The following is a 20,013-nucleotide window of genomic DNA, read 5'->3' on the forward strand; positions in this document are numbered from 1 at the left end:
ACCGCGGTGATGCCATCGCGGGCAAGCCCGGCTCCTACAGGAACTCGTACCTCCCCTATTTCAGGAAATCGCAGCAGTGCCGCGTCGCATCAGCAGAGCGCTTCAGCCGCTCAGTGTTTTGGCTTTAACCCTGGCAATCAGTGGCTGCATCGGTACCGCAGGGATCGCCCCGCAGGGCAAGGCACTGGAGGCCGATTCATTGGCCACCGACGCAGCCATCCAGAGCGCCGCACAAGACGCGCACTGGCCCACCGCACAATGGTGGCAGGCTTATGGCGACCCGCAACTGAACCGCTGGATCGACCGCGCCGTGCAAGGCAGCCCGACCATGGCCATGGCCGCCGCACGGGTGCGCCAGGCCAAATCCATGGCCGGCATCGCCGAATCCGCCGAGTCGTTGCAGATCAATGGCGAATCCACCCTCAAGCGCCACAACTGGCCGACCGATCAGTTCTACGGGCCGGGTGAGCTGGCCAACACCACCACTTGGGATAACAACGCCGCCCTGGGTTTCAGCTATGCGCTGGACCTCTGGGGTCGCGAAAGCAATGCCACGGAACGCGCCGTGGACATGGCGCACATGAGCGCCGCCGAAGCGCGCCTGGCGCAGCTCGAATTGCAGAACAACATCGTGCGTGCCTACATCGAGCTGTCGTTGCATTACGCGCAGCGCGACATCGTCGAAGCGACCCTGAAACAGCAACAACAGATTCTCGACCTGGCGCAAAAGCGCCTGAACGGTGGCATCGGCACGCATTTCGAAGTCAGCCAGGCGCAAACGCCGCTGCCGGAAACCCATCGGCAGATTGATGCGCTGGACGAAGAAATCGCCCTCAGCCGCAACCAGCTCGCGGCATTGGCTGGCTTCGGTCCGGGGGAGGGTGCGCAATTGCAGCGGCCGACATTGTCGTTGGGCACGGCGCTGAAATTGCCGTCGGCGTTGCCCGCGCAATTGCTCGGTCAACGCCCGGATGTGGTCGCCAGTCGCTGGCAAGTGGCCGCGCAAGCGCGGGGCATTGATGTCGCGCACGCCGGTTTTTATCCCAACGTCGATCTGGTTGGCAGCCTCGGCTACATGGCCACGGGCGGCGGGGCGCTGGAGTTTTTGRCCGGCAAGAAACTCAACTACAGCGTCGGCCCGGCGATTTCGTTGCCGATTTTCGATGGCGGGCGTTTGCGTTCGGAGTTGGGTGAAGCCTCGGCCGGGTATGACATCGCCGTGGCCAAGTACAACCAGACGCTGGTCAATGCGCTGAAAAACATTTCTGACCAGTTGATCCGCCGCGAGTCCATGGACAAGCAGCAGGCCTTCGCCGCCGAGTCGGTAGCCACCGCGCAGAAGACCTATGACATCGCGATGATCGCCTACCAGCGCGGGCTCACCGATTACCTCAACGTGCTCAATGCCCAGACGCTGTTGTTCAAGCAGCAGCAGGTTCAGCAACAGGTTCAGGCGGCGCGGTTGAGTGCTCATGCAGAACTGGTGACGGCGCTCGGTGGAGGATTGGGGGCGGGCAATGATGTGCCAACCGCCGTACAAACCCAGGCACCAAAGACCCCGGCCCTGCTTCAGAGCCTCACAAATTGAACACGGACCCTGTGGGAGCGAGCTTGCTCGCGATGAGGCCGTGTCAGTCAATGCATGTGTCGCCTGACACTCCGCCATCGCGAGCAAGCTCGCTCCCACAGGTTCTGCGTCTTAATCGAATCTCACTGAGCAGGATTTCATGACGCCCTTGCCCGCACCCTTGCGCTGGCTGTATTCCCTTGAATGGCGCCGGGGGTTCTTTGATTGGGCGCGCAGTGATGGCGTGACCTGGGTCTACATTTTCAAGGTGCTGTTCGCCGCATTCCTGACGCTGTGGCTGGCGATGCGTCTGGAATTGCCGCAACCGCGCACGGCGATGATCACGGTGTTTATCGTGATGCAGCCGCAGAGCGGGCAGGTGTTTGCCAAGAGTTTTTACCGCTTTCTCGGCACGTTGACCGGGTCGGCGGTGATGGTCGCGCTGATTGCCTTGTTCGCGCAGAACACTGAGCTGTTCCTCGGCTCGCTGGCGATTTGGGTGGGTATTTGCTCGGCCGGCGCGGCGCGGTATCGCAACTTTCGCGCCTACGGTTTTGTCCTCGCCGGGTACACCGCCGCAATGGTCGGTTTGCCTGCCTTGGCACACCCGGACGGCGCCTTCATGGCGGCAGTCTGGCGAGTGTTGGAGATATCCCTCGGCATTCTCTGCTCGACACTGGTCAGCGCCGCCATCCTGCCGCAAACCGCCAGCGCGGCGATGCGCAACGCTTTGTATCAGCGCTTCGGCGTGTTCGCCTTGTTCGTCACCGATGGCTTGCGCGGTCGCAGTCAACGGGAGGCTTTTGAGGCCAGCAACGTGCGCTTCATCGCCGAGGCGGTCGGGCTGGAAGGGCTGCGCAGCGTCACCGTGTTTGAAGACCCGCACATGCGTCGACGCAACGGTCGGCTCAATCGCTTGAACAGCGAGTTCATGGGCATCACCACCCGGTTCAATGCCTTGCATCAGTTGCTCGAACGCTTGCGCAGCAGTGGTGCCGACCCCGTGGTCGCGGCGATCAAACCGGGGTTGCAGGACTTGGCGGAAGTGCTCGACGGCTTCAGTGGCCGGGCCTTGACCCATGCAGACGCGGCCCGCCTGGTCGCCGAGTTGAGCGCTTACAAAGAGGGTTTGCCGGCCCGGGTGCGCAACTTGCGTGCGCACTTTCAGGAGACCCGGCCGAGCGACGCCGAGTTGCTGGATTTCCACACCGCGTACGAGTTGCTCTACCGCTTCGTCGATGACCTGCACAGTTATGCACAGACCCACGCCTCGCTGGCTGAACATAGCCATGAGCGGGAGCAATGGGATGAGCCGTTCACCCCGCAAACCAACTGGATGGCGTCCGCCGCTTCGGGGATTCGCGCGGCGTTCATTCTGGTGGTGCTCGGCAGTTACTGGGTGGCCACGGCCTGGCCGAGTGGCGCGACCATGACCCTGATAGCCGCCGCCACCGTGGGGCTTTCTGCGGCGACACCCAACCCTAAGCGCATGGCGTTTCAGATGGCGTGCGGGACGCTGCTCGGGGCGTTGATCGGCTTCGTCGAGATGTTTTTCATCTTCCCGTGGATCGACGGTTTCCCGTTGCTGTGCGTGATGCTCGCGCCGGTGATCGTGCTCGGTTCGTTCCTCACGTCGCGACCGCAATACGCCGGTGTCGGCCTCGGTTTGTTGATCTTCTTCAGCACCGGTTCAGTGCCGGACAACCTCACGGTCTACAACCCGTACACCTTCATCAACGATTACATCGCCATGGTGCTCGGCATGCTGGTGTGCGCGGCCGCGGGGGCAATCATTTTGCCGCCTAACAGCCGCTGGTTGTGGCGTCGGCTGGAGCAGGATTTGCGCGGGCAAGTGGTGTACGCCATCAGCGGCAAACTCAAGGGGCTGGCGTCGAGTTTTGAAAGCCGCACGCGGGACTTGCTGCACCAGGCTTACGGCCTCGCGGCGGGTCAGCCGCAAGTCCAAAGCGACTTGTTGCGCTGGATGTTCGTGGTGCTGGAGGTGGGGCACGCGATCATCGAATTGCGCAAGGAACAGGCGATTCTGCCGGTGCACCCGGCCTATGCCGAAACGCAGCCGTGGCGCCAGGCCATCCGGGTGATGGGCCGTTCGCTGGTGCGGCTGTTCTTGCAACCGAGCCAGAGCAACCTGGAGCGCAGCCTGATCGCGGTCGACCATGCGATCAGTCGCGTGCAAGCCACGGATGAGCCTTTCGCGCCGCACTTCGACACCTCGGCCCTACGCCGGGTGAAGAGTTACCTGCACTTCATTCGTACGTCGTTGCTGGACCCGCAGTCACCGCTCGCGGGCTTCACGAAAACCGAGCCCAAAGGACTTGAACATGCCTCGTGAGATCGCCTTCCACGGCGTGTACATGCCGACCATGACCCTGATGTTTTTCATTGCTGCGGCACTGGCCTGGGCGCTGGACCGATTCTTGTCCGGGTTCGATCTGTACCGCTTCTTCTGGCACCCGGCGCTGCTGCGCCTGAGCCTGTTTACCTGTCTGTTTGGCGCCCTGGCGCTGACTGTCTATCACTGACCCTCTATCACTGAAGAAGGCCCTGATGAAAAAGCTTTTCAGCCTGCTCGCCACCTTGCTGGTGCTAGCCCTCGCGCTATGGATCGGCCGGACCTTGTGGGAGCACTACATGAACACCCCCTGGACCCGCGATGGCCGGGTGCGCGCCGACATCATCAACGTCGCCGCCGACGTCACCGGTGAAGTGGTGGACGTGCCGGTGCGCGACAACCAGTTAGTGAAGAAGGGCGATTTGCTGATGCAGATCGACCCCGAGCACTATCGCATCGCGGTCAAGCAGGCGCAGTCGCTGGTTGCTTCACGCAAGTCGACCTGGGAGATGCGCAAGGTCAATGCCCATCGCCGCGCCGACATGGACAACCTGGTGATCTCCAAGGAAAACCGCGACGACGCCAGCAATATCGCCGACTCGGCACTGGCCGATTATCAACACGCGCAGGCACAACTCGAAGCCGCCGAACTCAACCTCAAGCGCACCGAAGTGCGGGCGGCGGTGGACGGCTACGTGACCAACCTCAACGTGCATCGCGGCGACTATGCGCGCATCGGCGAAGCGAAAATGGCCGTGGTCGATATGAACTCGTTCTGGGTGTACGGCTTTTTCGAAGAAACCAAGTTGCCGCACGTTCGCGTGGGCGATAAGGCCGACATGCAGTTGATGAGCGGTGAAGTGCTCAAGGGGCACGTGGAGAGTATTTCTCGCGGTATCTATGACCGCGACAACCCGGAGAGTCGCGAGCTGATTGCCGATGTGAACCCGACGTTCAACTGGGTGCGCCTGGCACAGCGGGTGCCGGTGCGGATTCACATTGATGAAGTGCCGGACGGGGTGTTGTTGGCGGCGGGGATTACGTGCACGGTGGTGGTCACGCCATCCCCGCTGCCGTTATAGCAACCGGTACATCAATGATTCAGCCTAGGTAACGGCGCAGCGAGCCTATCGACCCCCCTATCCCGCCGACATTTGCTGCCCAAAGAATCTTGCTATCGGGGCGGCTCACCACAAAGGCTGATCTGACACCCGTGTCCCTAATCAATACGGCGCCGTCCGTTCCGAACTCGGTATCGGGGCTGCCGTTGCTCAGCCAGCGTGAAAGGAATGGGCGTCCCGCTGACGAGAGCACCAGTTTTCCATCAGGTTGCATGTAACCGTCGGACCAGGAGGTCTCTGTTTCTGACGTATATTTCGTAATTAGTGGTTTGCCATCATTGAAGTCGAGGTCTTCCAGCCCCTCTTTTGTTATGCCGACCATCATTCCCTGGCTGACCGTACCGGGTTCATCCTCACCAGCCTTACCTGTGGCGACAAATCCGCGGGGTGTGGACAACAGGTTGTTGAACTGGGTCCAGAGACCGCCTACGGGTACGGTGTGGTAACCCGGTGAGTTTCGACGGCCAAAAGTCTTGTCGAGCGTGCCGTCGTTATGGAAGCGTGCAATGACTGCTGTTCCTAATCCGGGTTGAAAACAAATATGACCCACCACCACAATTTTTCCGCCGGCTTGCGCGAGGCAGGCTTTCAGGCCGGTGGCTGCGTCCGGGTCTTGCCCTTTGATCTCCAGGCGGCCGTTACCGTTGAAGGTTGTATCGAGTGTGCCATTGGTATGCAGCCGATAAAGTATGCCAGTGGTTTTGTAAGCGTTGCCCCATTCATGATACTCGGTGCAGATGAGTAGCTTGCCATCTGCTTGCTGGGTGACATTGGCGTAGCGGGACATGTAAATTTCGGTTGAGCTATTTTCGATAACGAGATGGCCTGTGCCTTCTCCTCCGAAAGTCGTGTCCAGCTTATAGTCCTCGGTGTAACAGGCCATGGCCAAGTGGGGAATTGACGTTCCCCCCTCGTTTATACCGACGCTACCGAGCATAAACAGGCGTCCGTCCTCAAGGCGCAGCAGCCGGCCACCCTTGCTGGATTCCTTAGGCCTGAAATTGTCGGTAATGACTCCATCAACACCAAAATCTTTATCAAGTATCCCATCAGGAGACAGCCGCGCCAGTCCGTACGAAGGTGGAGCCCCAAACCCAATCAATGGGTTTATTGACACTCCCAGGCCTACCAGGATCTTGTTGTCCGGGAGGATCAGAACGCCTTGGAGAAGGCGGTCAGTACCAATATAGGTCGGTAGAATACTCAGCGAGACTTCACCGTCAGTACCGAAAGTCGTGTCGAGGTCGCCTGCGCGGCGTGTCGAGTTTTTTGGATTCATAACAACCTCTGCATGGTTAACGTGATGTTCACCGGCAGATGCGTGTTACTCGAAAAGGCTTGCGAGGTGCAGGCAGTCATTTCCCGGTAAGCGGCAGCCTGTGCGAGGAGCTACAATGCGTCTACTGTCAGAAGTAACAGGTAGTCGCGGATTTCAGACGAGCGGGCAATGTGTTCAGCCTTGGATAAAAGTCTCATGCAAATGCCGCCAGACCAGCCGACCATCGGCCTGTTTCTCAAACACCACCGTCGAGCGCCGATCCGAATGCAGCCCGGTGGCATCGGTCTGCTGCTCGCGATAACTCACGGTCGCGCCACCGTCATGCAGGGCGACACCGCGCAATTCACTAAGCTGAATCCTGAACCCGAGTTTCTTGCCGCCCGCCAATTGAAACAACTCCCTCAATGCCTCGAAATCCAGCACCCGGCCCAACGGCGAGACCATGGAGAACTGTGGTGAAAATCGGGTCAGCAAGTGCTCCAGCGCAGTCGGGTCTTGTTCTTCGGCCAGCCATTGTTCGATGGCGATGTGGGCCTGGATGACTTCGTCGAAGTAGTCGGTGTAATCGGTCATCATGTTTCCTGAATTTTTTCTGTGTTAGTTCTGACGCCATCGCGAGCAGGCTCACTCCTACAAGGTTCTGTTGGGTGGCATAAATAGCATTCACACCCAAGATCCCTGTAGGAGCGGGCTTGCCCGCGATGGTGTCGACTCGGTCTCAGAGTTGCCCGCGCAACCCAAACCGCTTCATCAATCCCGCTTCCAGCAAGCCCTTGGGCAGCAACCCCGCCAGCAACGGCAACGCCCGGCTGCCATTGCCCAGGCGAATCAAGCGTGGTGGTTTGCTCTGCTGAACAGCCTTGAGCACCCCTTCGGCAAACGCCCTGGCCGGTGTTGGATTGTCCTGCGATGCCTTGGCCCGTGCGCGAATGCCTTCGCGCAATGGAAACCACGGCGATTGTTCGGTGATTAACTGTTCCGCCTCGTGGCCGGCATTTTTGGCGAAGCTGGATTCGATGGCGCCCGGCTGGACCTCCATCACGCGCACACCGAACGGCGCCAATTCCATGCGCAGCGCATCGCTCAACGCATGAACGGCGGCTTTCGAAGCACAGTAGGCGCCCGCGAACGGCGTGACCAGGATTCCTGAAACGCTGCCGATGTTCACCACCAGGCCCTTGGCGCGACGCAACACCGGGAACAGTGCGCGGGTGACACCGACGATGGCAAACACATTGGTTTCGAACTGGCGCTGCATCGCCGGCACACCGCCGTCGAGCAGCGGCCCCATCGCGCCGAAACCGGCGTTGTTGATCAGTACATCGAGGCCGCCATGTTGCTGGTTGATGCGCTCGCTCAGCTGTTCGAGTGCCGCGCCGTCGTTGACGTCCAGCTGCACGGCGGTAAAACCGGCGGCGGCCAGGGCCGCGACGTCTTCAGCCTTGCGGGCGCTGGCCCAGACTTTGTAGCCGGCGTTTTTGAACACGTCGGCGAGGGCGCGGCCAATGCCGCTGGAGCAACCGGTAATCAACGCAACGGGCATGGCGCGGTCCTTGTGCAAAAAGAAGAAGGGGATTAATCGGAGAAACTACCCTGCAATCGCTCGGCGCGAAACTCCAGGGTTTGCGGGCGGTAGCCAGGACGCAGCGGCGGCAGTGGCAAACAGTCTTCCCAGTTGGCGCCGGCTTGCAGTTCGCCGGGGCCGCGATAACGGGGGGCTTCGTATTGATTGTCAGCCAGATTGACCGTGTCACCCGGTGCATACGCCGCGATGCGCCAGCGCAATTCGGTCAGCGGCACGTCGTTGCCGTTGTTCATTTTCAGCTGCAACGGACGATCCGCCGGGCACTGCTCTGGCGCGTAGGCGATGCGCAATTCCAGTCGCGCCAGTTGCTTGATCTCGCGGTTGTCCAGCCAGATCACCCACATGGCCACCAGGCCCAAACCGACGGCGGCTGCCACGGACACTGGAAACGCCTTGGACGGGTAGCGCAGCAGCAGGATCAGCCAGGTGATGACCAGCAGGACGCCGATGAACATGTGTGTACGCTCCTTGAACTCATGGCCTCCATCCTACCGAAGGGCTGCGCGAATGGACATTCGTGGATCAAGCGCTGTTGCCATTGGTCGGAACTGTAATTTCTGACAGTAGCCGGCTCGCGCCACAAGCGATTAGCTCACCACTGGCTCACAGGGGCACGCCGGCATGCACTATAAAACTCCCACCGTGTCGGTCGTCGACCCGCGAAAGCTGCCGATCCTTTCCATTGATTATTGGCGCGAGGTTGAAGGCGAGCCGACTCAGGCACGCATCAACCGCACGCTCTACAATGCCGCCGGGCACGCGATCATGCAGTGGGACCCCCGGCTTTGGGAATTACGGGAACAAGACCCCCTGGCGCCCGCCAATCTCGTGACGGCGTATTCGCTGTCCGATGTTGCCGTATCGACGCTCAGCGTGGATGCCGGCTCGCAGATCAATCTCGTCGGACTGGCCAATGAAGTGCTGCAAGGCTGGGACAGTCGCGGCAGACGACGCGTGGTTGAATACGACGAACTGCTGCGTCCGGTGACGGTGTTTGAACACCTCGCCACCGCGCCACGACGTTGTGCCGAGCGCATGGAATATGGTCGTCCCGGTCAGGGGCATCAGGATCGCAACTTGTCCGGGCAACTGATTCGACGGGATGGCCCCGGCGGGACCGTATTGTTTGAGGCGTTTGCGATCACCGGCCAATGCTCAAGACACGTTCAACACTTCTCTCTGGATGCCGTCGCCCCTGATTGGCCAGAGCCGATTGCTGATCGCGATGAATTGTTGGAGCCAGGCGATGGCGCTGTTTCGACGTGGCGGTTCGGTCCGCAGGGAAATGTGCTGGACTCAGTCGATGCCAGACAGAACTGTCAGACCTTTGGCTACACCCTTGATGGTCGACTACGGCAATGTGCCTTGAAGCTCGCAGGCAAGCCGTCCGGCCAAACACTGGTGAGTGGAATCGAATACAACGCTCAAGGACAGATCACTCGCGAAGTGGCGGGTAACAACGTACAGACGACCCTCAAGTATTCTCCTAAAGACGGACGTTTGATCGAGCGCCGGGCGCACAGCGATCACAGTGGCCTGCTGCAACACCTGTTCTACGCCTACGACCGAATGGGCAATGTGCTGAGCATCGAAGACAAGGCGTTGCCGGTGCGTTACTTCAACAATCAACGCATCGAACCCGTCAGTCGATTTACCTACGACAGTCTGTATCAATTGATCGCGGCGACTGGCTGGGAGGCGGGCGCTCCCAATCAGGGGCCGGAGTCCGTCGGGCGTAACGATCCGGCCGCGCTCGGCAACTACCATCAGACTTACAGTTACGACGACGGCGGCAACCTGCTGAAGCTGACACATGTCGGTGTGCAAAGTCCTGGACGTGATCTGCAAGCCGCCCGGTACAGCAATCGTTGCCTACCCTGGCGCAACGGCGAACCGCCGACCGAGGAAGAAATCGCCGCGGCTTTCGACGCCAACGGCAATTTGCTGGAACTGGATCAAGGGCGTTTTTTGACGTGGGATCTGCGTAACCAATTGCAATCGGTCAGCCCGGTGGAACGCGATACCGGAGGCAATGACGTTGAGTCCTATCTCTACGATGGCGGTGGCCTGCGGGTACGCAAAATCCGCTCGTTGCAGACCAACGCTCGAGCCGTAATAGCCGAAGTGCGCTACTTACCGGGGCTGGAACTGCGTACCGACAGTGGCACCGGGGAGAGGCTGGAGGTCATCGCCGCACAGGCCGGCCTGAATACCGTTCGGGTGTTGCACTGGGAGAGCGACCCTCCGTCCGGCAGCAACGATCAGTATCGGAACTACTTGGTCGATCATCTGGGTTCATGCACCGTGGAACTGTCTGGCGATGCTCAAATCATCAGCCGGGAAATTTTTTATCCCTTTGGTGAGACCGCTTGGTTTGCGGGCGGGAATGCGATTGACGCTGACTACAAAACCGTTCGGTATTCGGGCAAGGAGCGTGATGCTACAGGGCTCGATTACTACGGGTACAGGTATTACGCCGCCTGGTTGCAACGATGGATCAATCCGGATCCTGGGGGAAACATCGATGGGCTGAGTCGATACCGGGCGATGCGCAACAATCCGTTGTTCTATAAGGATGTCGATGGTCTAGTGCCCACACCTGATCAAAAACCAAAGGATGGTGTTTATCACGATCTTGCCAACGAGGGCGTCGTTTACCCACTTCAAGCGTCTGGCATGCAACCCATCCGCAATTATTTTGCGGACAGCCAGGACCCATCGACTCTGGCTTATCGCCAGCAGATTCCGATAGCCCTCGCGCAGTTGGGTGAAGGCGGCAACATAGCGTTCACCAACACCCATCAAGCTCATGTCATTGCCGCGGCAAGGACCCAGACGGCGGCACCCTCCGGGGCGGTGCTGTATCACTCTGGGGAGCTCATTTCGGGGGTGATGAACACTGTAGTGGGAGAGCAAACAACAAGCCGCGTCATGGGCCCGATGTCGGTCGCCTTCAACAGTCCGGTCGAGGATCCGCAGGTTCTGGCGGATCGACGCGATGCCGTGGCTAAAGGTCTGAAGGGCGTGGGGAAACTGGCGTCGTTCTCTCGACGCCCGGCACTGAGTGCATTGGGGACCATGGTGCAGACTGTGGGACGGTATATGGAAGTGTCGGAAGCCCAGACACAAATGCAGTACAGACAGCTGAGCAGCTTTCAGGCATCAACCGTTGAAGGTCCGCCAACGGTTATTGCCAGGTCATCGACGATGCCTGCTTTGACGACTGCCCAATCGCCTTTTACTGGTTCAGTGGAGCCGCCATCGAACTCACCAAGCCCATTGGCAATGCGTCTGCTGGCCGCAGGATTTGATACCCCAGAGCCAGCCGTCGCACCGGCAACACGCGTGCGCAAAAGAAGCCGATCCAAATAAAAAAGCCCCCGCCCAACCCGCTGCGGATAGGGAACGCAGCGGGCTGGACGGGGGCTTTTATTTTGCTGAACGCTTACTGCGCGATGGTTTTCACCGACACGCCGCGCTCGACCGGTGTCGATCGACCGTAGATATCCTCAAAGCGCTCGATATCGTCTTCACCCAAATAGCTGCCCGATTGCACTTCGATGATCTCGAGTGGAATCTTGCCCGGGTTGCGCAAACGGTGGACCGAGGCAATCGGGATGTAAGTCGACTGGTTCTCGCACAGCAGGAACACGTTTTCGTCGCAGGTCACTTCAGCGGTGCCGCTGACCACGATCCAGTGTTCCGCACGGTGGTGGTGCATTTGCAGCGACAGGCAGGCGCCCGGCTTGACCGAAATGTGCTTGACCTGGAAGCGACCGCCCATGTCCACCGAGTCGTAGGAACCCCACGGACGATAGACTTCGCAGTGGTTCTGGGTTTCGCTGCGGCCCTGCTCGTTGAGGGTGTTGACCATCTGTTTCACGCCTTGGACCGAGTCCTTGTGCGCAATCATCATGGCGTCCTTGGTTTCGACCACCACGATGTTTTCCAGGCCGATCACCGACACCAGTTTGCCATTGCCGTGGATCATGCAGTTTTTGCTGTCCTGAATGACCACGTCGCCTTTGGTGACGTTGCCGTTGGCGTCCTTTTCATTCACTTCCCACAGCGACGACCAGCAACCGACATCGCTCCAGCCAGCGGTCAACGGCACCACGCAGGCGCGCTGGGTTTTTTCCATCACCGAGTAGTCGATGGAATTGTCCGGGCAGCAGGCGAAAGTGGCTTCGTCGAAGGTGATGGAGTCGGCGTCCTGCTGGCTGCGTTCGAGGGTCAGCAGGCAGGTGTCGTAGATGTCCGGATCGTGCTTCTTCAGTTCTTCGAGGAAGCGGCTGGCACGGAACAGGAACATGCCGCTGTTCCAGAAGTAACCGCCGGACTCGACGAACTCGGTGGCGCGTTTCACATCGGGTTTTTCGACGAAGTGCGAGACGCGGCTCACGCCTTCCGGCAACAGCGAATCGTTGGTGGATTTGATGTAGCCGTAGCCGGTTTCCGGCTTGGTGGCCGGCACGCCGAAGAGCACCATTTCACCGTTTTCAGCCGCGACGGTGGCCAGGGCCAGGGCGCGTTGCAAGGCTTTCTGGTCTTCCAGTACGTGGTCGGCCGGCAGCACCAGCATCAACTCGTCGCGACCTTCATTGACCAGCATCATCGCGGTCAGGGCCACGGCCGGCGCTGTGTTGCGACCGAAGGGCTCCATCAGGATGCGCTGGGTTTCCAGTTTGCGGTTGGCCAACTGTTCGTTGACGATGAAGCGGTGGTCTTTGTTGCAGACCACAATCGGCGTGTCCATGCCTTCGAACACCAGGCGTTCCAGGGTTTGCTGGAACAGCGTGTGTTCGCCGGTCAGGGCGAGGAATTGCTTGGGAAACTGTTTACGCGAAAGCGGCCAAAGACGTGAGCCGCTACCACCTGACAAGATCACCGGAATCATGTTGTTACTCCTTTAAAATCGATTGGTTAGAGCTACGAACGTTCTGTCGTTTCACTCTTGTTTTTATTCCGTAACCAGGCCGTTTCACCGATGTAGCAGCTGCCGAGCCTGCGAGGCTGCGTTCGGCGGCGCAGCCGTCGCAATCCGTTCAACGCGGTCATTCAGAAAAACCGAGTTGTCTGGATTGCGACTGCTGCGCAGTCGGACGCAGGCTTCGCCAGCTGCTACAGGGGGATCTCCGTCCTGATGAATGTGTTAGCGCGTCGAGACGGGGCGTTTTACCCAGACTGGCGACAGGCTGCTGCCGGTGCCGGTGACGTACAGCACGGCGGCTTCACCGCGTTCCAGGGCAACCGGTTTGACGTCGCCAACTTTCTTGTCGCCTTCAAACAGCGCCAGGCTGACTTTCACCGGGTTGATTTCACGCTCGCCACGGCCCTTGGCGGCCACGCTTGGCACCACGTCAGTCTTGCCGTCGGCGGTCTTCAGGGTCAGGGACTTGTCGCTCAGGTTCTGCAGACGCACCAGGGACTTCTGCTTGTTCTTGAACGGCGGTTCTTCGATCAACTGCGGCGCGCCGGCGGCGTTGTTGACCAGGGTGTAATAGTGATCACCGGCCAGTTTCACCGGCAGGGTCTGGCTGCCGACCTTGGCGCTGTAATCGCCGCCCGGCATGAAGCTGAAGTCGGTGCTGGCCAGCGGCGCAACGTCGCTCAGGCTGGTGCTGCCAACCGTGGCGCTGACTTCAGCGTTGCTGGCGTTGTAGATACGCACGAAGGTCGAACCTTTCGGTGCAGTCGGACCGTAAAGCGCGGCGTCGCCGGCGAAGGCGGACATGGACAGCACGCTCATGCCAGCGACGAGAGCAAAGGTCTTGGCGAGACGGCGAGGAGTAGTCGTAGTGAAAGTCATGGTGTACCTCTCTCTTTCAGTTTTGCGCCCGGTCGGGCGTCTCGGATGTAGTGTTTGCAGCTACGTTTTGTTGGCCGGACTGGGTGGAAGCTGCTGCGCTCGGCAATCCGGCGTTAAAAACAGGCTCGGACTGCTCATTTACAGCCCGTAAACTCCGCGTCCTCGCCTGTTTTTGCCTTGTCTTGCCTTCGCTCGCGACGCTTCCACCCAGCCCGGTTCGAGCGCCGGCTTCTTTGAGCTCTGCGACCCACTGCGGGTCGGCGTCACCGATTTCGTTGTTCACAGGCAGATAGCGTTCAGGAAACTCCCAGATCAGCACCTGTGGCGGGCTGTTCTTGAAAGCATCGCTTTTCAGGTAGCTGAGCATCGGCAGAATCGGGCCGTGACCGTCTTCGGCGTAATTGACCACGTCGCTGTGCAGCGCTTGTTTCAGCGCACCGACGAAGTTCCAGTTCGGGTTGGCGCTGTAGCTGGTGCCGATCAGGGCCACCGGCACTTCGGTGTTGGCGAACAGGGCGTCGTCACCGGCCGGTTGATCTTCAGCGGCCACGGTGTTGCGCTTTTGCAAAGGCTCCGGTGCCGGCATCAGGTTTTCGAACAGCGGGTCCAGTGGCAGGAACAGGCGCAAGTCACCCTTGTGCGTGATGTTCTCTGCCGCTTGGGTGACGAAGTTTTGCGGCTCGCCGCTTAGCGGGTATTTGTCGGCAATGGTCCTGGCCAGACGGTTGGCGGCGATCTCGGCGCCTTCCGGGGTCCAGTGGGTGTCGGTGCGCAAGAACACTTGCTGACCGTTCTGTTTTGCCTGTTGCAGCGGGCCGAGCAGGTCCGGCGCAGGAATCCGGTCGGCGGCCAGGCGCTGGTGGAAATCCTTGTAGAGGTTGGCGTGGATGCTGGCCGGTTTCACCTCACCCACGTGTTCCGGGTACAAGCGCACCTTGGCCGGCACCACCGCCATCACCAGTTGCACGCCTTTGGCCTTGAGGGTCTGGCGCACGCCTTCGACCAGCGCGTAGTTGCCTTGCAGGTTCAGCTCTTCGTTGACGACCGGGTGGAACTCTTCATCGCTGTAGAGCCACTGATCGCGACCGAGCACGACGCCCGGACGACCTTCGTTGAACAGTTTGAAATCTAGCGCGGCCCAGAGGTTGGTGCCCAGGCGCTTGATCGGAAACTCGTCGTCGTAGTGCGTCTCCACGGCTTTGGTCCAGCGGCCGTTGAGCACCGTGGTGTCGGCACTGGTGCTGAAACCGAAGAAGCTGCGCGTGGACCACAGGCCCAAGACCAACAGGGTCAACAGGAACAGGGCGATGTAGAAGATGCGTAATGAGCGGGTCATGATCAGATCCCTCAGAACTGGAAGTAAAGGAACGGCGAGAAGCTTTGCGCCGAGAGTTTGAAAATCGAAGCGATGAACAGCAGCAGCACCAGGGCGCGCATCACATAACGCGACCAGTCAGCGGTCCAGTAGGCCGGTTGCACGGTGGCTTCGACGCCGACGGTGTAACCCGGTTGATGGATGCTGGCCGGGTTGTCGCCCGGTACGGCTTTGATCATTCCAGGGGTCGCAGCGGCAGGACCATCGGTCTCGACGTTGACGGCAGGCTTGGTCTTCTCCGGCGGACGGTTGGTGTAGAAATCACGGATGCCGAAGAACGCCAGCGTCACGTAAGCCACCACCAGGGTTGCCACTTGCAGGCCGGTGAGGCTGGCCTGGTTGAGTTCCGACAGCGACCATTCACCGAAGCTGAACATCGCGCCGTACATACGGCCGGCAACGTGCAGGTTCTCCGCGCGGAAGATCACCCAGCCCATCACCACCAGCAGGAAAGTCAGGGCCCAGCGAATCGGGTTGATGCTGCGCGGCGAAGTGTTCAGGCCCAGGGCTTTTTCAATCGCCAGCCACATGCCGTGCCACGCACCCCAGACGATGTAGGTGATGTTCGCGCCGTGCCACAGACCACCGAGCAGCATGGTCAGGAACAGGTTGCGATAGGTCATCAACGTGCCTTTGCGATTACCGCCCAGCGTGATGTACAGGTAGTCACGCAGCCAGGTGGACAGGCTGATGTGCCAGCGCCGCCAGAACTCGGTGATCGACTGGCTGATGTACGGCTGCTTGAAGTTTTCCATGAAGCGGAAACCCATCATCAAGCCCAGGCCGATGGCCATGTCGCTGTAGCCCGAGAAGTCGAAATACAGTTGCGCGGTGTAGGCCAGCGCCCCGAGCCAGGCATCGCCCGTGGTCGGGTTTTGCAAGGCGAAGCAATGGTCGGCCACCACCGCGAGGGTGTCGGCGATGAAGACTTTCTTGATGAAACCCTGCATGAACCGCGTGCAGCCCTCGGAGAACTTGTCCAGGGTGTGGGTGCGGTTGTTGAATTGGTCGGCGAGGTCACGAAAGCGCAATACCGGGCCGGCAATCAGGTGCGGGAAGATCGCCACGAACGCCGCGAAGTCGATCAGATTGCGGGTCGCCGGGGTGTCGCCACGGTAGACGTCGATGATGTAGCTGATGGACTCGAAAATGTAGAACGAGATCCCGATCGGCAGCAGCACGTGGGTCAGGATGAACGGCGACAGACCGACCGACGTCATCATCGCGTTGATGCTGTCGACGCCGAAGTTGGCGTACTTGAAGTAGCCAAGGATGCACAGGTCGACGGCCACGCCGAGCAGCAGCCAGCGTTGGGCCGGTTTGGTGCGCACGCCGGCGGCACCGACTTTCAGGCCGATCCAGTAATTCCACAGCGTGACGGCGGCGAACAGCGCCAGGAAGTCCACGCGCCACCAGGCATAGAACACGTAACTGGCGATCAGCAGCAGCAGGTTGCGATAGCGTATTCCGCTCAAGTAGTACAAGCCGAGAAAGATCGGCAAGAACAGAAACAGGAACACATTGGATGAAAATACCATCCTGATCTCTCCATGTTTAATCAACAGTCAAGGGCCAACGGCCCCCCCAAACCCCCCACGAAAATCCGGGGGCATTACACTCAATTCATGCCTTGCACCCTGTAGGAGCCGAGCTTGCTCGCGATAGCGGTCTGACATTCAACATCGATGTCGACTGACACTCAGTCATCGCGAGCAAGCTCGGCTCCTACAGGCTTTTTGTGTTTGCCGCTAAGAACCCTTGTTGCCTTTTTCATTGGCCGGGTCGTAGACCTTGGTCAGGTCGCCGCCGAGGCGGAAGGACTTGAACGGCTGCATCCCGTGCTTCTTCTTCAGCGCATCCGGCGCGCAGGTGTAGAGCGTGCAGAACGGTTCAAGCCAGGCGAATTTCGAGTCGATCTTCAGATCGGTCATGTCCTGTTCCTTGCCGTTCTTCTTCTCGAAGATGTCCGGGTCTTTCACCCCGGCCAGCACTTGATCACCCAGGCGTTTCAGTGCGCCGTTGTTTTCCTGGCGCAAGTCCACACCGTTGACCTGAGCGAAACTGGCGATCATCGCCAGTGGCGGCAGGGCATAGTTGTGGTAGGCGAGGGCGCGTTGCTGACGCTTGAGTTCATTCGGCAGGAAGCCTTGGGCGTCGACCTGATTGGCGCCGACCTTGTATTCCTTGACCGCCCAATCGAACAGGTCGCGACGGTTGGTGGCGACGGACGTTGCCATCACCGACCAGGCCGCCCAGTACGAGTGGTTGTTGGTTTGTTCGAGCGGCAGGTTGTCCCAGTCGCTGACCACCTGATCGGCCATTTTGCTGAACCAGGCTTCGATCAACTGCGACTCTTGCTGATGGTTGGCCAGCGGATGCGAGTCGGAGAACTTCAGGCGAATGTACGACGACGCCATGCTGCCCAGCGCCCATTTGCGCATGGACTTGCCGGTGTGGTTGAAGTCCTTGGACATCAAGGCATCGGCCTTGGCCCAGGCGGTGAGCCAGTTGAGTGTGCATTCCAGTTGTTCCGGGCGACCGTCACGCATGAACTGCATCACACGCTTGCTGGTGCCGCGTTCGATTTTGGTGATGTCGGCGGTGCTGTCACGGAAGGCCTTTTCCGATTGCTCGTTCAGGGTCGCGCGGGCCTTGTCCGAGCCTTCGTACTTGCTGCGAAATTGCAGTGAGCCGGTGTACGGCGTCGGCATCGCATCACACCCTTCGCTGCTGTCGCCGGTTTTGACTTTTTCAATCGGCGCGAAGTAACCCTGGGGCGGACGCAGGGGCGCGGCGGCTTGGGTGGCACCGGCGAACATCGCCAGGCTCAACAGCGTCGGTGCCAACAGATTCTTCAATTTCGGATTTCGCATAGCAGACCTCATTGCCCGACCGAAGCAGTACGCTGCTCGGCACTCGGGAACACGTTGCGTTTGCAGATTTTCGCTTCGACTTTTTGTGGTGCGGCACCGGCTTCAGGGCCTTGGACTTCAACGGCCAGCAAGTTCTGCGAGGCCCAGTCTTCGTCCGTGCGCAACTCAAAGGCGAAACGCCCGTCGGTGTCGGAGGTTTCCGGTTTATCGATCTTGATGTCCTCGTGGCGACCGTTCATGTACCAGAGGGTGGCGTGCAGGGTTTTCACCGATGGATCGGCGAAGCGGATGTCGACCTGGTGGCTGCTGTTTTGCAGGTTCAGGTTGTTGCTGTTGACCATCAATTCGTTCTTGCCCGGTTTCAGCGTGGCGCTGCCGGACATCTGTGCATCCTTGCCTTCGCAACCGTTGTCCAGCAGCGCCATCATCTGGCGGTAGATGGTTTCCTGGTCGAGGCGATAGAGCGGCGAGAATTCCCAGATCAGGATTTTCGGCGGCTTGGTCTGGAACTCTTCGCTGCCCAGGTATTGCAGCATCGAACCTTCCAGGCCACCGCCGGGGAACGCCACGTTGAGGATGTCGGCGCCGATGGCCTCTTCGAGGAAACCGGCGAAGTTGTAGTTCTTGCCACTGTGACTGGTGCCGACCAGGGTGATTTCCGGGTTGCCGGCATCACTGAACAGGTCGCCGTCGGCGGCTTCGCCCTTGGGCTCGGTGGTGAACTGATCCATGTACTGGATCGCGTAGCTGGTGCCACAAAGTTGACCGGCCATGTTGTGCAACGTTCCGGTCTTGCCCATGCGACCCGACCTGTGGGTCTCGAATTCACGCTTGGGAATGCCGGCGAAGGCCGGAATCTGCTTGACCTTTTCGGCGACGATTTTCGCCGTGCGCTGGGCGCCATACGGTGTCCAGTGCTGGTCGCCGCGGAAGTAGAAATCGTGGGCCGGCAAGGTGTCGGGCAGCGATTCGTTGGTCAGCGGCGAGAGGTCCGGCACCACGTAACCCATGGCGGCGAAACGACCGAGCATGCCCTTGTAGTTCTTCAGCGCCTTGTCGAAATCGTACTGGGCCTTTTCTTGCGGGTTGAGCTTGTTGCGATTCACCAGGCCACGAGTGGGTTGATAAACAACAACGAGCTCCACGCCTTTGCTCTTGAACGCATCGTGCAGCTCTTTCATGCGTTTGTAGCCGGCGGGAGTGGTGTCGAATTCGGTGCGCAAGTCTTCCTGCGTCCGGAACAGCCAGTCGCCCTGGGCCTGCACCAGCGTGGTGAAGTTCTGCTGATAGCGCGTGGTGTAGTTCTTCGCGTCGTGCGCTTCGGGGCACAGGTTGCAGCACGGTTCGGCGCTGAACTTTGGAGCCTGGATTTCATCCGCGCGAACACCATGGCTGGCCGCGAGAATGCCGGCGGTCAAGGCCGACAGGCTGAGTAATTTGATCAAGTGTGGGTGCATAAAATAATCCTCAGTCCCGCATTTCGGTCTGGCGTTCGACAGGGTCGATCAGCACGGCTTTCTGCTGGCGCACCAGCAGGTCGAGAATTTCATCCTGACGCTCGCCGAGAATGCCGCTGAAGCTGATGCCGCTGGCTTTGGTCGGAGAGAGCATGGACACGCGATACAACTCGACGCTCAACGGCGAGTCGATGGACAGCGGGCCGCTGCCGTTGCCGGCCAGTTCACCGCCGACCACGATCAAGGACACCTGGGCGTCGAACGGGTCGAGCTTGATGTCCCGATCGGTGTCGCTCAGGTCTTTGATGTGGCCGTAGACGCCGGTCAGGCCGTTGGCCATGGACAGGTTTTCGTAGAGGCGAATGTTCACGCTGTTACGAATGCGGATGCCGTGGCGTTTGTTACTGATTACCTTGTTGCCGTAGATCAGGTTGTCGGCACTCTCGTAGAGGGTGATGCCGTCGGTGTGGTTCTTGTAGATCTCGTTGTAGGCAATCAGGTTATTCACGCTGTTACGGTCGATCACCAGCCCCGAGAGGTGGTTGTCGTAGCTGCGGTTGTTGAAAATGAAGCTGTCGTTGACCTCACGGGAAA

Annotated in this window: 16 protein-coding genes; 5 read left to right on the forward strand and 11 right to left on the reverse strand. The window is 59.7% G+C overall.

Annotation, left to right across the window (positions count from 1 at the left end; genetic code table 11):
• Positions 1-76: 76 nt before the first annotated feature.
• The 4 genes from AC1D2P_RS25665 to AC1D2P_RS25680 all read left to right on the forward strand — a co-directional run bounded on the left by AC1D2P_RS25665 (position 77) and on the right by AC1D2P_RS25680 (position 5,002).
• Entirely contained in the window at positions 77-1,588 is a 1,512-nt protein-coding gene (locus AC1D2P_RS25665; protein ID WP_477811651.1) for an efflux transporter outer membrane subunit, read from the forward strand.
• A gap of 139 nt (positions 1,589-1,727) precedes the next feature.
• Positions 1,728-3,920, forward strand: coding sequence for an FUSC family protein (locus tag AC1D2P_RS25670; RefSeq protein WP_109786080.1), 2,193 nt, complete (start codon positions 1,728-1,730; stop codon positions 3,918-3,920).
• Positions 3,910-4,110: a DUF1656 domain-containing protein gene (locus AC1D2P_RS25675; protein WP_008153498.1), complete on the forward strand. Its 201-nt coding sequence runs from the start codon at positions 3,910-3,912 to the stop codon at positions 4,108-4,110. Before AC1D2P_RS25670 ends, AC1D2P_RS25675 begins: the two co-directional genes overlap by 11 nt.
• 25 nt (positions 4,111-4,135) lie before the next feature.
• Complete coding sequence (locus AC1D2P_RS25680) at positions 4,136-5,002, forward strand: efflux RND transporter periplasmic adaptor subunit (RefSeq protein WP_109786079.1); 867 nt, start codon at positions 4,136-4,138, stop codon at positions 5,000-5,002.
• 19 nt (positions 5,003-5,021) lie between these two features.
• Here AC1D2P_RS25680 and AC1D2P_RS25685 read toward each other — a convergent pair whose 3' ends face one another.
• From AC1D2P_RS25685 to AC1D2P_RS25700, 4 genes are all read right to left on the reverse strand, one after another.
• Positions 5,022-6,320: a hypothetical protein gene (locus AC1D2P_RS25685; protein WP_109786078.1), complete on the reverse strand. Its 1,299-nt coding sequence runs from the start codon at positions 6,318-6,320 to the stop codon at positions 5,022-5,024.
• 174 nt (positions 6,321-6,494) lie between these two features.
• Positions 6,495-6,893 carry a DUF4440 domain-containing protein gene (locus tag AC1D2P_RS25690; protein ID WP_477757742.1) on the reverse strand — a complete coding sequence of 133 codons (399 nt, stop codon included), beginning with the start codon at positions 6,891-6,893 and terminating at the stop codon, positions 6,495-6,497.
• A 145-nt stretch (positions 6,894-7,038) separates the two neighbouring features.
• A complete protein-coding gene (locus tag AC1D2P_RS25695) occupies positions 7,039-7,863 on the reverse strand; it encodes an SDR family oxidoreductase (protein WP_223523770.1) in 825 nt (274 codons plus the stop codon).
• A 32-nt stretch (positions 7,864-7,895) separates the two neighbouring features.
• Positions 7,896-8,360: a multidrug transporter gene (locus AC1D2P_RS25700; RefSeq protein WP_223523772.1), complete on the reverse strand. Its 465-nt coding sequence runs from the start codon at positions 8,358-8,360 to the stop codon at positions 7,896-7,898.
• A gap of 166 nt (positions 8,361-8,526) precedes the next feature.
• Between AC1D2P_RS25700 and AC1D2P_RS25705 the strand changes: the two genes are divergently transcribed.
• Positions 8,527-11,277, forward strand: coding sequence for an RHS repeat domain-containing protein (locus AC1D2P_RS25705; RefSeq protein WP_477757743.1), 2,751 nt, complete (start codon positions 8,527-8,529; stop codon positions 11,275-11,277).
• A gap of 73 nt (positions 11,278-11,350) precedes the next feature.
• On the opposite strand, the gene AC1D2P_RS25710 is transcribed toward AC1D2P_RS25705, so the two are convergent.
• From AC1D2P_RS25710 to AC1D2P_RS25740, 7 genes are all read right to left on the reverse strand, one after another.
• The gene (locus AC1D2P_RS25710) at positions 11,351-12,802 is read right to left on the reverse strand and encodes a mannose-1-phosphate guanylyltransferase/mannose-6-phosphate isomerase (RefSeq protein WP_109786073.1); all 1,452 of its coding nucleotides are present in this window, start codon (positions 12,800-12,802) and stop codon (positions 11,351-11,353) included.
• Positions 12,803-13,057: 255 nt separating this feature from the next.
• Positions 13,058-13,714 (reverse strand): alginate O-acetyltransferase AlgF, encoded by a 657-nt coding sequence (locus tag AC1D2P_RS25715; RefSeq protein WP_477757744.1) that lies wholly within the window; start codon positions 13,712-13,714, stop codon positions 13,058-13,060.
• Between the two features lie 16 nt (positions 13,715-13,730).
• Positions 13,731-15,050 carry an alginate O-acetyltransferase gene (locus tag AC1D2P_RS25720; RefSeq protein WP_477811652.1) on the reverse strand — a complete coding sequence of 440 codons (1,320 nt, stop codon included), beginning with the start codon at positions 15,048-15,050 and terminating at the stop codon, positions 13,731-13,733.
• 11 nt (positions 15,051-15,061) lie between these two features.
• Positions 15,062-16,627: an MBOAT family O-acyltransferase gene (locus AC1D2P_RS25725; protein ID WP_477757745.1), complete on the reverse strand. Its 1,566-nt coding sequence runs from the start codon at positions 16,625-16,627 to the stop codon at positions 15,062-15,064.
• A 210-nt stretch (positions 16,628-16,837) separates the two neighbouring features.
• The gene (locus AC1D2P_RS25730) at positions 16,838-17,962 is read right to left on the reverse strand and encodes a mannuronate-specific alginate lyase (protein WP_109786070.1); all 1,125 of its coding nucleotides are present in this window, start codon (positions 17,960-17,962) and stop codon (positions 16,838-16,840) included.
• Between the two features lie 8 nt (positions 17,963-17,970).
• The gene (locus tag AC1D2P_RS25735; RefSeq protein ID WP_109786069.1) at positions 17,971-19,419 is read right to left on the reverse strand and encodes an alginate O-acetyltransferase; all 1,449 of its coding nucleotides are present in this window, start codon (positions 19,417-19,419) and stop codon (positions 17,971-17,973) included.
• Positions 19,420-19,429: 10 nt separating this feature from the next.
• The coding region (locus AC1D2P_RS25740; RefSeq protein ID WP_477811653.1) for a right-handed parallel beta-helix repeat-containing protein at positions 19,430-20,013 on the reverse strand (584 nt) is incomplete at its 5' end.

It is taken from the genome of Pseudomonas sp. P1_F1_2 (assembly GCF_056405815.1).